Below are 15,305 nucleotides of genomic sequence, written 5' to 3'. Positions count from 1 at the left end.
GCTGGCGATGCAACTCAATCTTCTCCATTTGGACAATGCGCTGCTTGAGCAGCCGTCTTTCATAGATCTGTGCGGGAGGGCCGACGCCAAGCAGATCAATATGCAAAGCGACGGGCGTCAGGTGCGGCTCTGGGCGACGACATCTCAGATCGAGAAAATGCGCGACCAGCTGCGCGGTGTCATGGTGGGTCTCGACACCAACGATCCCGTGGTTACGTGGTATGGCTCCGGTGATTTCCATCATGTTACGGCCGTCATCATTTCCCTACTCGCAGAGCGTCGAGATGCGCCGATCACCATTGTGCACTTTGACAACCATCCAGATTGGGTGAGGTATCGCAGAGGGATCCACTGCGGATCATGGGTCCATTACGTTCTCGAGAGCGGATTGGTTTCGCGCGTCATAAGCATCGGCGTATCGAGCGGCGACTTGGCATGGCCTGAACTTAAGGGGGCCGCGCTAGACCACGTTGCTAGTGGCAAACTCATCGTGTTTCCGGTCGATCCTCCAGCGACCTGGGTGTGGCGCAACTTGGCCTCGGGGGCCGCACATTGCATGGATGGGCATCGGGTAGTCTGGACGCATTGCGACGGCGTGCCAAGACCCGAGAAGCTGGCCACGTTGGGGGCGCTGATCGGGAGCGACGCCATTTATGTTTCGATCGACAAGGATGTACTGAGCGAAGCAGCCGCGGTAACGAATTGGGATCAGGGCCAGCTCGGTCTCGACAGCCTTATCGGATGGCTCGAAGGACTTCTGACAACGCAGAGCGTCATAGGTGTCGACATAGTCGGCGACTACTCCCCTGCCGAACTCGAAGGTCCTTGGATCACCCGCGCCTTGAAGCAAAGTGAACTCCTGCTTGATCAACCATTCACGCGCGTGACGGGAGTCGCGGCGGCCGCCGCTAACCAAGCAACAAACGTCAAGCTGCTGTCAGTGCTCGATACGCTGCTATGCTAGTCTTGCTGATCATTGTCTCCATTACGTTTGATGTTGCGCGAGAGCTCTGCTTCAAGATCGCGGTCGGCGGTGAAGCCGAACACTCTTTGTCGCTGATCCCTGTGTTGCCGCACTCCAAAATTGTCCATGCCCGATACGGGTGGACCGCATGCGGGTTTCTCTGTTGGGCCGTTGAGGTCATCATCTGGACAGCTGTCCTCACACAACTCCCATTGAACATCGCGTTTCCGCTCATGAGCATAACCTACGCCGCGACTCCGCTCGCGGGCTGGCTATTCCTGGGTGAGACCATCAGCACACGGCGGTGGGTGGGCGCGGGTTTTGTCACGGCAGGTGCCGCGATGATCGGATCGACGGGGATCGGCTAATGCGAAAACCGCAAGCGACACGCCCTCTTGGCGTCGATGCCGGACGGGCGGACGACCTAGCGATATTCAGGCCGGGGACCAATGGGCTCGGAGTCCTCTTGGTTCACGGAATCACAGGTTCGCCGCTGGAAATGAAGCACGTCGCCAAGCGGCTCAATCGCGCCGGCTATACGGTCTACGCGCCGCTGCTCGCGGGGCATGGCGTCGACATTGCTACGTTGCGTACCACTCGGTGGGAGGATTGGTTCGAAAGCGTTTGCGAAAGCGCACTATGGCTCGGCGAACGTACCGATCGACTCTATGTCGCCGGTGTGTGCGTCGGGGGCTTGCTGGGACTGCGCCTAGCCTACACAACGCCGCTTGTCCACGCCGTCGCCGTTTACTCGCCGGTTCTGAACTACGACGGCTGGAACACGCCCTACTACTACCGCTTGGGGCATATCAGCGTTCCGGTCGCTGTGGCTTTGGGCATCAGCCGGTTCATAAGTCTGAAGGAGCGCCCGCCGTTTGGAATAAAGTCGGAGCGCATTCGACGCCTGCTCAATTCGAGCGAGACGGGGATTAGAGGGACGCTGCCGGCCTTTCCTGTCGATACCCTGTGGCAGAATCTCCGTCTGTTCAAAGTTATCAGACAGATACTGCCGCAGACGACGACACCGACGCTTCTCATCCATGCCCGCGATGACGATGTCGGCGGTCCGAACAATCCCGACTACATCGCCAAGAATATAGGCGGTCCTTGCCAGATCGAATGGCTCCACAACAGCTACCATATGATCCATGTTGACCAGGAATACCCAGCCGTTGCAGAACGAACGCGCGCGTTCTTCGCAGAGCACATTTGACGCAATCAACGCGTCCTGTCGCTTCGTTCACTCGATCGACGAACTCGACCGGGCATCGTGGGAGCGTTGCTATGCGGGCTGCGTCGAAGGATACGATTATTACCGAGCGATCGAGAAGGCCGGAATCGACGGATTCTCTTTTGGCTGGTTTGCGGTCGAGCAGGGTTGCACCGTTGTTGCTGCGGCCCCGGTGTTTTTTACCAAGTACGACTTGGCGACGACCGCTCAGGGCACTGTAGCTGCGGTTCTGAGTGCGCTACGTCACTGGATCCCGGGGGGATTGAGGCTGCGGCTTTCGTGCCTTGGTTCTCCGGAAACGGAAACCTGCGACTTTGGCTTCGATCAAGATTTTAGCGCCGAGCAGTGCAACTCGCTGTTAGAGGTGATGCTCAACGCGTGGTCGGAACATGCGGCCAAGCATGGCATTTCGCTTCTCGGTATCAAGGACATTTCTCAGGTAGACTATGATCGGTACGGCGGCATTCTTCTTCGCCACCGGTATACTCCAGTTGCCAGTCTACCTACGGCGTACGTGGCCGTAGATTTTGACAGTACTGAGGAATATTTGTCCCGTCTTAGTCACGCCACGCGCAAGGACATGCGGCGGAAACTGCGGCGGCGTAACGAAGTTCGCGTGGAGTTCGCCGATCGGCTTGACGATGTTCTTGTTGAGCTGATGGAAATGTACAGCGAGACGCGAGCACGAAGCGACTGGCAATTCGAAACCCTAAGCGGTGACTATTTTGAGAACCTGAAAGCCGGTTTGGGCGATGCGGCGCTCGTCGTGCTGTACTACAGCGGGCGGCAGCTGATCGGGGCTAATCTACTATTGGTGAATGAAGATACGCTCCTCGACAAGTTCTTTGTCATGCGTTCCGACCCCGGTCGCGATCTCAACCTCTATTTTATCAGCTGGTTTACAAACATCGATCTCTGTCTTCAGCGGGGGCTGAGGTTCTACCTGAGTGGACAAGCAGCGTATGAGGCGAAGCTCAGACTGGGCTGCAAGCTGCAGCGCAACTGGCTGTTTTTTCGACACAGCAACATCGCCGTGAATTGGTTTCTGCGCCTGGCTGCCCCATTGCTTGCTGTCGAGCCGCCGCTCGAAAGGAAAGATGCGGATAGGCCAACTGCCAGATGATCAGCTTTCGTAGTTGTGTGCAGCAACTGTGGATCTGGGCGGCTCTCATCGCCATCGAGAGCGCGGCGCAGATCTCGCTCAAGCTCGCCGCCAATCAGATCGGTGAGATCAGCTGGGAGTCGGATTGGCTTGTGCGCGCTGTGAGTGACGGTTGGTTCATCGCGTCACTTGTGTGCGATGTTGCAGGTTTCCTCGTGTGGATTGCGCTGTTGCGCCGCCATGATCTTAGCTTTGCAGTGCCAGTTTCAAGCCTCTGCTTTGTGCTTGTCTTGGTGTTGAGTGTCGTCGTTCTGAACGAGCCTGTGAGCGCTCTTCAAATTGTCGGCATGGCAACAATTGGGGTGGGAATCTATCTGGTCGCCCAGGACGAGGAGACCCCGCCCAAATCGCCCCCAGCGGCCGCATCGAGCTAGCGCAGCCGACAAGGCGATCAGCCGTTTCGCAGTTATGCCTTTAGCAACGAAGCCAACGGCTCATGCAAGCGAGCCGTCATCATGGTGCGAGCCTTTCGGCAAAGAGAGTGAAGTGCGCAAATCCTTGGATAGCCGCCGTTGCCATGTATTTGACCAGCCCAGCATCAAGCCCTTAGTGCCATACGCCATCTGGGCCCACCCCCAAGGGTCAAAGCTATCCACGTGATGTTGGATCAGGCGATCGCGAACATGCAGCAGCGAATCGAAGGGACACGATACTTGCCTGCCGGAAGCGAGCAGCACGTAGCTGACGCGCCCTTCCACACGCGCGCTCACCAGACCAGCATCGACGATCCTGTATGTCAGTATGCTGTCCTGAGTTCTTGAAAAAAATAGCGTCCAAAGGCGTTCCAGGTGCTGCGCGGGCACATCGCACAATATCGGCGTAGTGAAGACGCCGGCCCGATCGTAGCAAGCCGCTATGGCCGACGGGTCGCGGCGATGCAGTGCCGAAAACAGACGGTTGGTCACTTGGCGTACCGACGCAATTTCTTCGCTGACCATTCACTCGTCTCCAGTCTACGCCCTCTTGAGACAACACAGAGATCGTCGGCAGCGGCGTGTCGGTGCATTGCGCGGCCCAGTTCCGCTGGCTGCGTGTGCCGGTCGCAATCAGTCGGCCGGCCTATCCGTGTTCAAAGCGACTTAACCGAGGGCAAAGTGCTCCAGCTTCTCGCGGTTCAGGAGGTGGAGCCGGCCCGCCGACATGAATGCGATGATCTGCTGTTGAGCGAGACCAGCCAGTGACCGCCGCAGAACATCGTCGGTCGTTCCGACAAGGTCTTGCAAATGGTGCACTGCCTTGCCGAGATTGAGGATTTCTCTGCCGTTCGACTGGGGCTCGCTGCGGTTGAAGCGGGAGAGAAGGTAGGAGGCAACTCGGATTGATGGGTCCACATTGCGGCGGAGCACCGCCATCGCAAGCCTGTCGACAGCACTTGCGGTCGCGTCGGGGGCTGCCCGATTGCCATCGAACGTTCGCCGTGCCGACCCGAGCGATACGGTCTTCGCCGAGCATGCAAATACACGGGCCGAGGTCACAGCGCGGATGGAATACTTCATCTTGTCGACCATCGAGAAACCGGCGACTTCCCCCTTCTCGAGTGTATCTATCAGCGTGACCCGTCCTCGCAGGTCTGGCTGTTCAATGCCCAGAACGCCGGCGATGATGTAGAAGCGCGACTGGGCCGGCTCCCCGGAATGCGCAATATACTCTCCCTGCCGGACATCTCGGGCGCCTTCGGCGTGATTGGGATGGCCCGCCTCAATGGCCCAGAGCTGCAAGTTGTCGACGAATCCCGTCTTCTGATTGTCGCTTGCCCAGAAGCTCCACATCGCATCCTCCGAAGATCTCATCCAGCGCTGACTCCGGGCTGATGCCCGGCAGGCCGGCCATCGCTGCCGCATACATTAAGTTGCGGACCAGAAGCTGCTTCCGATCCTGTTCGATCAGAACTTCAATTCTGAAGCTTGGCGTCACGGCACGCCGATTCACCTGGATCCGTTGCCTGTTGGAACCGCAGCATCTCCCTCGCCACGGTGCGAGGCATGGTCATGCTGCACGTCGTCGTCCAAAGACTGGCGACTCAGCGGCCGAGCACTCCCCTGCGCCGCTGCCGCTTCCGCAGCGTTGGCTGCATCAATATCTCTGGCAGGGATTGCGTCATCAGGGCTGGCGATAACAACGGCATCAGGCGGCTGCGCTTCTCCACCGAACGGTTGCATAATTATGAGATCTTGCCCCGCCAGGGCCGAAGAAGGGTTGGTGTCTGCATCGCCGACTTTGACACCATGGTCGCGTTCGAGATCGGCTGTATCGATGCCGCGATTGACAATAGTCCGGTTGACGATGCTGACCGCTTGAATGGTTGCGGATTCTTCCACGTAAGTTGTGTTCTGCTCGACCGGCAAAACGGCTTGCAAAAGGGAGGGTGAGGCAATCGCCTGCGTTTCGACGAAACACCATTCATGCGGGGCCGGGTCATACTCTGATTGCCAAGTGGTGCTCAGAGCGACGCGCCAGGTCTTGCCCCAGACGCGCGCCGGCGGAAACGGCGCCCAACCGATGTGTGTGGCGCCCGACTTCCACACCACCCATGCGGGTGCCCAAGTATACCCAGGCACCCAGAACCAATAGCCGTTCAGGTCGCGGTCCCACCAACCGTAGTGATAGACGATCGCTCCGAACTGCTCGTTCGAATCCCAGACCCAACCATATTGGGAGGTATGGACCCACCTCCCTACCGTATAGGGGCGCCAGCGACGAGACACGCGCGGCGTCCAGGTCCAGCCGTACCGGGCGTGGCGACGCCATTGACCATGCGGCTTCAGTTCATTGAAGAAGTATCGAAACTGGTCTCTGCGCTTTTCCCCGTTAGCAGCCATGGAAGATACAGACAGCGACGGCGGCCACGTGAGGAAATCTCCCGCCGTCCAGGCGATGGCTCCAAAGAAGGTTGCCAACAGCATCGAGCGCATTTTGACACTCCCCTAGATCCGCCTCCCGCCGCTCCAATGGTTGGGGCATCGACGTTCGTGCAGCCGTCTTAAGCCCGTATGGGTAGCCGGCGTTTATGGAGAACCCGTAGAGGAACGGTCCGGGACCTGTCGGGCACAATGACCCGTCGTATCGCTACTGGTCGTACCGTTGGGCTGGGATCCGGACTCGATCAGTTTGGCGTGTGGCGCCATCGACCGTGGCGCACAAGCGCTGCCCAATTTTCGGCCTAAGCGCACGGTAACGCCTCGGCATGACGAGCGAAATAGTTACCCTCGCAGACGCCCATCCAAGTGATATCGCGACCTTCAAGAAGGAACTGCAAGAAGCATTTGCGGTGGCCGTGGTCGACGAGTTTGGAACTCTGCCGGACGGGCCGATCCCATCCGACCAAGACCTAAATGCAGCCATCACAGCACCTGGAGCGGTGGTTCTGCGCATCCTATCAGACGGTCGAAAGGTTGGCGGTGCCGTCGTAACCCTCGACGTGAACACAAATCACAACTCGCTCGATCTGTTCTTCATCAAGGTCGGAGAGCATGGTCGCGGGCTGGGCCTGAAAGCCTGGTTGGCAATCGAGCGACGCTATCCCGAGACGGTCAGGTGGCAGACGCATACTCCATACTTCGAGAAGCGAAACATCCACTTCTACGTAAACAAGTGCGGCTTTAAGATCGTAGAGTTCTTCAACCGGCACCATTCCGACCCGCACCAACCGGCAGGTCCGGGCGACCTACCCGGAGATGGTGAAGCCTTTCAGTTCGAGAAGGTCATGAGGCCGCCTAATGTATGCTTCGACCCCGCCTAGCGCGACCGCTGACCACCCAAAGCTCGTCTGATGGACTGGGCTCGATCAACGCCAGAACGCTATGATGGTGGCGAGCGACACGGCGGATGTGAAGTTCGCCGCGGTCTGGTCATGGCGGGTTTGCCACGCGCCGGAAATCGTTGAGGCGGCAGAACACAGCTAGCGATCTCCAGCGTGATCACGCTGGAGGCGCAAGCACCCGATTGAGTCCGGGTCATAAGCGCGGATCGGTAGGTCCGCGGCACTGACCACACCTGGGTAGCGGCGCCAGAGACTTATCAGGGAAACAATCGCAGTCGGCTGATGCGCCGCATCAAACGGAGTTGTTTTCCAATCGCTCTATCGGCACGGGCCTGCCCATGAGCTGGCCGCCGGACCGCTCTTGTTTTGCTACTGCCCGTGGCAGATGGACCTCGAAGATTGCACCATTAGGTCTCGCTGCGCGCGCCAGCGCAGTTCCGCCGTGCGCCTGTGCGATTGCCTGCACGATAGCAAGTCCCAAGCCACTGCCGCCGCCTGCGCGTGAGCGCGATTCATCCGCGCGCCAGAAGGGCTCAAAGGCCCGGCTTTCCGCCCCAGGCGGCAAGCCGGGGCCGCTATCGCAAACCCGCAGAATCCCATTTTCGAGAGTTGCGCGCGTTTCGACTCGGAGGACACCCGGAGCTGCATACCGCCGGGCATTTTCGAGAATAGCGAGAAGCGCCTGCCTCACCCGCGCGCCATCTGCTCTAACCTGTACGCTGCCCAAGTCGGACACAAGCTCGATGCCTGCGTCCTTGAGTTCCGGGCCGACAATGGAGACCACCTTTGCGGCCTCCTCTGCGAGGTCGACGGCTTCGAGCCGAAGTTCAAGTCGACCACTTTGAGCGAGCGTGAAAACCTTAAGGTCATCGACGATGCGTGTGAGGCTTTCAACCTGGGCAATCAAGCCGCGGATTGATGCCGCGTCCGGTGCGAATACTCCATCGACGACCCCTTGGAGACGACCGCGTAGAATTGTCAGGGGAGTTCTCAGCTCGTGTGCGATAGCCACGTTCCACGCGCGCATCTCAGCTTCCGACTGCCTCAACTGGCTGGCCATTCCATTGAAGTCGTCAACAAGCTGACGCGTCTCGTCAAACATAGCGCCATCAGGTGTGGCGCGGGCCGACAAGTCCCCGCGCGCGATGTGACGTGCGGCCGTCCCGACAGCCTCGAGCGGCCGGATCAGACGACGCGAGAAGCGCACTGCGGCAGCAATCGCTCCAGCCATGCCCAACAGCCAAAGCACAAAGAATGCCGCCCATTCGAGCGGCCCCGGCCAGAGGTCAGCCCAGCTCATTCCCTCAGGAGGCAGAGGGGTATCTCCCATCAACAACTTTGGATCGAAGTAGATGACGAGCGCGTAGAATAAGGTGATGCCAACGATCATCACTGCGAGCGCAAGGCCAGTGACCGCCGCCATCCAAATGACGAGCTGACGGTTGAGCCCCGTTGGCGATCTCATGGCAGCTCCGTCAACCGATAGCCGACGCCGCGCACGCCCGCGAAAAAGCCCGTAGCTCCAGCCGCATCGAACTTGCGCCGCAAGTTACTCGCATGGCTGTCGACTGTTCGCTCAAGCGCGTCGCTCTCTGGGAAGCAGGCATCGATCAACTCTGCGCGGCTGAACACGCGCGAGGGTGCCCTGGCCATGTGAGAAAGGATGCGAAATTCCGTGAGCGTCAGATCAAGTCGCACTCGCCCGCGCTCCGCAACGTTGACAAAAGCGACGTGAGAAATCTCATCGACCTCAAGCTGACCAACTCGGATCGTCGTTGGTAACTTTTGCCCATGAGCACGCCGAAGCACTGCTTTAACCCGGGCTACCACCTCGAGTGGATTGAAGGGCTTTACCACGTAATCGTCCGCACCGATGCGCAAGGCTTGAAGCTTGTCGAGGTCCTCATCGAGCGCCGTAACCATGATAACTGGCGTCTCCCCGCGCTGCCGTATGGTGGCGAGAACCTGATAACCGTCGGCTCTGGGCATCTTGACGTCGAGCAAGACAATATCAGGCTTCAGGCGGTCGTGATGCTCTATCGCGGTAAGCCCATCGGTAGCGCGGACCGTGCGTAGACCTTCGCGTATGAGATAGGCTTCGAGGATGCCGGCGACCTCCGCGTCATCCTCGGCGATCAGCGCAAGAGCGTTCATGGTATTTCCCGCGTGGGACCGGCGCGGTCCCTACCGAAGTTGAAGTTGTCCGACCTATTTGCGGAGACTGCGTCGAGACTTTGTCGGGCCTCTGTAGTGTCGCGTCGCTGAGCCGGCAACTGCTCTTCGGGACGCATGGCGCCCAACGCGCTACGCGACGTCCAATTGCCCCCGTGCCAAGTAACCATGAATCGAACGGCTAGAGGCCAGCAGCGTTCAACGAAAGCGGAGCCGTGCTTTCTAACCGCCTCGCGGATGCCCACGTTCGCGACCGCTCGCCAAGTCAGGGGTGCCTCCCAGCCAGTCTAGGTCTCAACCTCATTGGCGGGGGGCTGAGTTGGACCGCGACGATTAGCGGCGATAGCGACGTCGGCATGCGCTCGGCGCCGATCTGATCAACGCTCCTCTGCATTCTAGATGAGCTGGCAGTGTGTCCTGCTCCGAAACTGCGTACGACACTCGTTCGCTGCCGGATAGAAGAGCACCGGCACCCGTCCTGTGACTTCCAAGTTGCTCACTCCGAGACCGCCTTCTCGGCAAAGCGGTCTTTGCCGCTCTTCGGCTATGCCGAGTTTTCGGACATCACCAGCTCGTCGAACCTGCCCCTAAGCCAGGTCAGGGCGTAGGTCAGCACCACCACGCAAAGCGGACATGCACTTCAGTAGAGGTCGCAGCCCGCGATCCCTGCGATAGGTATCTTGGCATCAACTCGTCGTCGACAGTTCGTTCAAGCGCCTCCACGATTGCGAGTGTCGGAGGTCTGGTTCGAGCTCGGATGTGCTCTGGAGGAACTCGCGGAGATTATACGGCACATATCTCGCCTTATCCGGCGTTAGCAGGTCGACAAGCCTTACCGAATCCATGGGGTAGCGTTGAGCCAACGATTTCGACCGCTTCTCATCAACGTGAGTTAGTTGGAAGATGACAGAATCGAGCTGCTCGACTGGCTGGAGGTAGGCTGATATCCGCTTGACTGCATCGGGAAACGCCGCTTCGGTATCCATTGCGATGTCTGCGAACGCCAACGACGTCGCCGAAGTTTGAAAACGAACCTCTTGGGGCCAGACCTTTTCCACGAAGGTCGTGCCACGCGCATGCCAATCGGCGGCTCCTTTGATCATGGCGCCGAGCTGACGGACCGCTGCGGTACGCAGATCATCATTTGCTGCGCGCAATGCGTCCCGACCCTCCGCAGAGGTCAGTATCTTCTTCCCGGTGCCCGCGGTCGCAACCACGAGGAATTGACTGAGTCTAGCCGCAGCCTGATCCTCCCATCGCCAAGTCTCGGACACTGCAAATGCCTCAAGATAGTCGGCTTTGATCAAGTTAAACAGATTTGCCTGCGGCAGCCTGTTGTCATACAGAAAGCCGTTCCACGCTGGTTCGGAAAGCCGATGGCTGTGTTTGAGCATCGGCAACAGCGAAGACTTCGTCCAATTCGGATCAAGCCAGAAGAGCCACTTCAGGTGAATGAAGATCATGGATGCCGCGTGGTCGGCACCCTCTCCGGGGGCCTGAAGGGTTGCATTAATCCGATCGCGCAGCGCTCTTGGTATGCTTGACGGTTTAGCGGGCTTCGTCTGAACCAGAGTTTGAATTAGTGCCTCGGTAAGCTCCCCGACAGGGCCGTTTATGGCATGGCCGAAGGTCCGGCGGGAGCGGCGCTGTTTGACGCCGCCCGTCGACAGGTCGCCCATAGCGCTGGAAGTGGCTTCGTTGCCTGCAGCGACCAGTGAGGCGAAAACCGTGTCCCACACGGCGAGCGCCTCGTCCGGTCTCCTCTGATAGAATTCAGGCATTCGATTTTGCAGCCACCGGCAAGCTGAATGAGCCAGAGAAACAATGGTCTCCTTGGGGAGGTTGGCCAGCCTCCGGGCGACAAGCCACCGGTAGCGCTGTCGATCGGGCATGTCATCCGAGAAGATCGTGCGCCAAAGGCGTTCCGGATAGTTCCCTTTCCTGGACTCGAGGGTGAGCACGGCAAGAGCACGCGCAGGACGGGTTTTATAAAGGCCAAGAAACGGGTTTCGCTCGACAAAGCCCCCAGCAGGGCGGCGCTCTATGGCATCGATGCGCGCTACTACATCGTTCAACGGCGCGTCCATCAGACTTGTTGCGTCGGTGTCCAGCTTCACCCAGCCACTACGACTATCATGACTTTGATCTGCGTGCTCATCCCATGAAGGTCGCCACTCAGGATCACTCCCCCGCAGCAGGGCAACAGCATCTTCCGTAATCTTGCTAATGGTCAATCCATTGTGGATTAGCCATCCGATACGAACGGCAGCCCATCTCGCTTTGCGCACGCGGTACTCGTCTTCCTCCTCGTTGGCCCACTTGTGGGGGCCGGAAACTGTCCGAGCCTCGATAGTAGCTCTTTCGGGATCGGTGAACTCGGGCCACCTCGCTCGAATGGTCCATAGAAGCTCGCGCTGATGGTTTTCGCGCCAGAACACAACGTCAGAAAGACCTGCGATAGCCTCGGCGGCCTCCGTTGCAGGCATTGCCGACGGAAACATCCAGGCCCAAACACTCAACTTTGCGAAGTACGACGGCTCGTCGATCGGCCACTGGCTCAGCTCTCGATGCGCAGCTGCCGGATTTTCGCTGACGAGCTTCTCGAAAAGCTCTGCGAACCACAGGAAAAACGAATCCTCATCATCGAGATGCACGGTGCCGGGCTTGTCTTCGTGATGAAGTGTCGGCGTGCGAGAGTGAGTGTCAACCTCAAGGTCTTTTTTGATGCTCGCTGCGTGAAGCAGGCAATCTCGGAGGCAGGCAACAAACCATGACAGCCGCTCAGCGGGCAAGCTGAGTTGTTCTGACCGATGAACGAACTCCACATCAGCATTCATTATCCTTCCCAACCGAAGCTCTTGCTCGCCGATCGGCGGTCCCGGGTGAAATCTTGTTGGTGTGACCTTCAGGTAGGGCTCCATTACTTTGCGCAGTTGCCTGAGGGTTGAGCCTCTCCATCCATCCTGTTTGATGACGCCGAGAAGATCGTAGAAATCACGGTGCTCAGGATGCGCGTCGTGTTGAGAAGCTTCGAAATAAAGGCGCCAGCTTTGGCGGACGGTTGCGTCGATGTCCTGCTGCTGGCGCAAGCGCCAGTTGATCAGATCCTCAATGGCAGGATGCAGCTGGTGATGATGCGATGCCCACCAGATTGAAACTGGATCGCCTGCGCTGGCAGCTATCCACCTTCCGAGGTGATGCAGTCGAGCGGGAAGTGGCTCGGCTCTGCGCGCTATTCGGCCAGCCAATCGGGTGAAGTTTGCACGGTGGTCGTCATGACTCTGCGGTTCCAGGACGTTGATGCCAATTACCTGCTCGCGCCCGTTAGTTCCTTCAGGGCGAGCAGGATCTCCATCTAATCGATAAATGGCGAGTGGATCGAAGTCTTCTTGCCTATCACGCCAGCCGTTCTGAACTCGACCATAGCGAATGAGGCTATCAAACACGCACAACCACTCGGCAGGGATTGGAGGGTTCGCATCAGCAAGAGCAGACGCACCCGTTACAGTCAAAGCCATCGAGGCCACTCGGCCTCGCTCATGCGGCTCGAGATTGCGTGGCCCAACTCTTGCGAGCTCTATTGTATCAGCATGCCATCTGTCGATGCTTTCAGCCCGTCTCGCCCAGGCAGTCAGCGTTCGCCAAAGAGCCGAGTGCTCGTTGTCTCCGGAGCTGTAGGGGATTGCCATCACGCCGCGATCCCACCACTTCTGCTGCGTTTCTCCGGCCTGACCTTCCGAGAATGCGAACAACCTCGCCTTTGATCCCCGAGCGTTCAAGCCTTCCAGCAGATAGCGAATAGGGACGTCGTTGGCCGAGTAACCGAGAAGGACAACGGTGTAACGGGAGATGAGCTGGTTCATGAACCGGGTCGCCCAGCCATCAGCCAAATAGGCGCGCCCCATGTCGGCAATGCCCAGCACGAGGCCTCTTAGGCTTTCTGCCGGTCGCGCCGAGCCATCAAGCCTGCCGTGAAGATAGACTAGCCCCTCCAGCTTCTGCGCATAGTCCAGATCAGGTAGGTAGGGTGGCACGAAAGTCTTTAGCCGCTTGCCTGCGGCCTCGAACAAAAGATCAAAGTTCGTTGTGACAAGACGTGGATTACCCTGCATGTCGCTAGACAGACGAAGTATCGTCTGATGTTTTCGCAAATCCGCCTTCCGGCGGGTCCTCAAAAATTTGGTAACAAGACGCTCGACCCTAGCAATCCCATAGCTTTTCTGAAGGTCACCAAATAGCTGATCCAGCGGCATCGACGCTGAGATATCATCGGCGCCAAGTTCATCGGCAACCATTTTAGCCAGCTGCACGAAGCTTGGCATTCCAGCGGGAACAGAAACACCTGCTCCGCATAAGAACACCACATCGCCCTTGTCGCGAGCATCCAACAGCTCAAGCGGAATATCCGGGCCGTCCGCAAAAAACCTCATCGAATAGTAGTCCTGCTGGTGGCGCGCATGGATGATGGTGGGATTGCGATAAGCCGCACATTGGATCGACCAGCGAGTGAACGTTCAGACCGCAACGTCACATGGAGCTGTTTGCTCGCACTCCTCGTCGCCCCCTGCGGCAACATCCAATTGTAGCTCTCATGAATTCATGTGGCATCCCTTATGCGGCGCTCCTCACCGAGCGACACGATCCAGCCGCCCGCACGATCAGGTCGCGTGAACGTATCTGTAATCACCGTCCTAGCAAGGCGATCGCGTACGACCTGCGGCTCTGCATCGATGGCGGCGCGTATAAGATCGCGCTCCACTCCAACGAAGACTGGTCTGAGGTCGATGCGAGCGAGCGCTTCCTGATCCGCGGGGGCAACCCTCGCATTAAGGATCGGCCCTGCGCGCGTAACGATACCGCCGATCAGCCCGTCCATGGCGGTCGCATTCTCCACCTCGTTTACAGGTGAAGCATTCAACAGAGTCCGGGCGTTTCCTCTGTCGTCTGAGAGCCGGCCCTGATGCGGCTGATGCGTGAGATGGCGAATCGATTCAGCGAGCGCGGCATGGCCAAGCGGAGCGATCAAGTTTGCAATGTGCAGACGTAATAGCCCAATGAATAGAGCGTCCTCTTCATGCAAATCTATCGGTTCGCCTTCATCGACAGGATCTCGAACAGAGATATGGGCATCTTTGGGCGCTTCGGTGGTCGTTCCCCAGCGTGTCGCGATCGCGACTCGCTTGACGGTGACCTTGCGGCCTTGGGCTACTATGTTGATCCGTTTAGCCTGCGCCCACCCACGTCCCAACGCCTTCGATGGCCCTCCAGTATCATGGCAGCCCTTCGCTTCGGCCACCGTCAGCGCGGACAGGTCTGCAGCGCAGGCAATCCAATCGGGAAGGTCCCCGCGTGAAAGAGGTACGATCTTGATCCGTCGACTACGATCAAGATCGACGGTCCGACTGTTCAGATGAGCGAAGATGGAGAGATTGAAATACCGCTCGAGATAGGCCCGAGCGACGAAGCGCCCCAGCAAGCCAGACAATGCGACCTTAACTTCGCGAGCGTGGCCGAGCGGCTTCCTAAAGACAAATGGGGTGCCCGAACCAGTTGGTGCCAACAGAGCATCCAAGATTGACCACGTGCCGTACGCCGCGCCAGGTGTTTGTAACACCTCACGGATACCGGCATCTTCGATTTCAGTAACGTCGAGGTCGACTCTCGCGCCGGTAACTGGACTATCCGCCGCCGGCTCGAACGTGTGAAGAAAGGTCCTGATCAATTTGAATTGCCCCGCGCAATAATCACGCCCCAAAGTGACGTCTAGGGCGTATTGAAGCAAAACAAACTTTGCATGAGTGAACTATCCGCCACAATACGCCTGCGGCCAACGAGGATTGGCTTCTTGGTGCGGCCAACGGATCTAGCTTCGGTGCGCAGGATTATGCGTGTGAACCGGCATGCAATTTTGACCCCTTGCTGGGGGTAATCGGCGCGCAATTTTGACCCTACCCCCTGTGCTGAGAACATTGCCCTTGGTGCGTGCGTCGGCACGAGGGCGAGCGGGGGATGATCA

General features: G+C 58.5%; 13 protein-coding genes and 1 pseudogene. 6 read left to right on the top strand and 8 right to left on the bottom strand.

Features of this window, described 5'->3' with window-relative positions; translation table 11 throughout:
- The first annotated feature begins 7 nt into the window (after positions 1-7).
- Genes NDB2M4_RS14705 through NDB2M4_RS14685 form a run of 5 tightly spaced genes read left to right on the top strand, consistent with a single transcriptional unit; the run spans position 8 to position 3,731 of the window.
- Complete coding sequence (locus NDB2M4_RS14705) at positions 8-964, top strand: arginase family protein (RefSeq protein ID WP_072376422.1); 957 nt, start codon at positions 8-10, stop codon at positions 962-964.
- Positions 958-1,332, top strand: a complete 375-nt coding sequence (locus NDB2M4_RS14700; protein WP_072376421.1) for an EamA family transporter — start codon at positions 958-960, stop codon at positions 1,330-1,332. Before NDB2M4_RS14705 ends, NDB2M4_RS14700 begins: the two co-directional genes overlap by 7 nt.
- The gene (locus NDB2M4_RS14695; protein ID WP_072376419.1) at positions 1,332-2,177 is read left to right on the top strand and encodes an alpha/beta hydrolase; all 846 of its coding nucleotides are present in this window, start codon (positions 1,332-1,334) and stop codon (positions 2,175-2,177) included. The genes NDB2M4_RS14700 and NDB2M4_RS14695 overlap by 1 nt, the downstream gene beginning before the upstream one ends.
- A complete protein-coding gene (locus NDB2M4_RS14690; RefSeq protein WP_171988113.1) occupies positions 2,137-3,318 on the top strand; it encodes a GNAT family N-acetyltransferase in 1,182 nt (393 codons plus the stop codon). Before NDB2M4_RS14695 ends, NDB2M4_RS14690 begins: the two co-directional genes overlap by 41 nt.
- Positions 3,315-3,731: an EamA family transporter gene (locus NDB2M4_RS14685; RefSeq protein WP_072376417.1), complete on the top strand. Its 417-nt coding sequence runs from the start codon at positions 3,315-3,317 to the stop codon at positions 3,729-3,731. The genes NDB2M4_RS14690 and NDB2M4_RS14685 overlap by 4 nt, the downstream gene beginning before the upstream one ends.
- 60 nt (positions 3,732-3,791) lie before the next feature.
- Here NDB2M4_RS14685 and NDB2M4_RS14680 read toward each other — a convergent pair whose 3' ends face one another.
- The 3 genes from NDB2M4_RS14680 to NDB2M4_RS14670 form a co-directional block, all read right to left on the bottom strand.
- On the bottom strand, positions 3,792-4,295 hold the full coding sequence (locus NDB2M4_RS14680; RefSeq protein WP_072376415.1) for a nuclear transport factor 2 family protein: 504 nt from the start codon (positions 4,293-4,295) through the stop codon (positions 3,792-3,794).
- A 141-nt stretch (positions 4,296-4,436) separates the two neighbouring features.
- Entirely contained in the window at positions 4,437-5,147 is a 711-nt protein-coding gene (locus NDB2M4_RS14675) for a Crp/Fnr family transcriptional regulator (RefSeq protein ID WP_171988112.1), read from the bottom strand.
- Between the two features lie 135 nt (positions 5,148-5,282).
- Positions 5,283-6,269, bottom strand: a complete 987-nt coding sequence (locus NDB2M4_RS14670) for a DUF6600 domain-containing protein (RefSeq protein ID WP_139247311.1) — start codon at positions 6,267-6,269, stop codon at positions 5,283-5,285.
- A gap of 272 nt (positions 6,270-6,541) precedes the next feature.
- On the opposite strand from NDB2M4_RS14670, the gene NDB2M4_RS14665 reads away from it, so the two are divergent.
- Positions 6,542-7,096: an N-acetyltransferase gene (locus NDB2M4_RS14665; RefSeq protein ID WP_072376409.1), complete on the top strand. Its 555-nt coding sequence runs from the start codon at positions 6,542-6,544 to the stop codon at positions 7,094-7,096.
- 45 nt (positions 7,097-7,141) lie between these two features.
- Here NDB2M4_RS14665 and NDB2M4_RS20505 read toward each other — a convergent pair.
- The 5 genes and pseudogenes from NDB2M4_RS20505 to NDB2M4_RS14645 form a co-directional block, all read right to left on the bottom strand.
- A pseudogene (locus tag NDB2M4_RS20505) lies at positions 7,142-7,250 on the bottom strand (IS5/IS1182 family transposase); the annotation flags it as partial.
- A 159-nt stretch (positions 7,251-7,409) separates the two neighbouring features.
- Positions 7,410-8,582 (bottom strand): ATP-binding protein, encoded by a 1,173-nt coding sequence (locus NDB2M4_RS14660; RefSeq protein WP_072376407.1) that lies wholly within the window; start codon positions 8,580-8,582, stop codon positions 7,410-7,412.
- On the bottom strand, positions 8,579-9,271 hold the full coding sequence (locus NDB2M4_RS14655; RefSeq protein WP_072376405.1) for a response regulator: 693 nt from the start codon (positions 9,269-9,271) through the stop codon (positions 8,579-8,581). Before NDB2M4_RS14655 ends, NDB2M4_RS14660 begins: the two co-directional genes overlap by 4 nt.
- A gap of 704 nt (positions 9,272-9,975) precedes the next feature.
- Positions 9,976-13,719: an SIR2 family protein gene (locus NDB2M4_RS14650; protein ID WP_072376403.1), complete on the bottom strand. Its 3,744-nt coding sequence runs from the start codon at positions 13,717-13,719 to the stop codon at positions 9,976-9,978.
- Positions 13,720-13,886: 167 nt separating this feature from the next.
- Complete coding sequence (locus NDB2M4_RS14645) at positions 13,887-15,071, bottom strand: hypothetical protein (protein WP_244536191.1); 1,185 nt, start codon at positions 15,069-15,071, stop codon at positions 13,887-13,889.
- Positions 15,072-15,305 lie beyond the last annotated feature (234 nt).

The sequence above is a fragment of the Hyphomicrobium sp. NDB2Meth4 genome (assembly GCF_900117445.1).
Taxonomy (GTDB): Bacteria; Pseudomonadota; Alphaproteobacteria; order Rhizobiales; family Hyphomicrobiaceae; genus Hyphomicrobium_A.
This window is presented reverse-complemented; position numbering and strand designations above follow the sequence as displayed.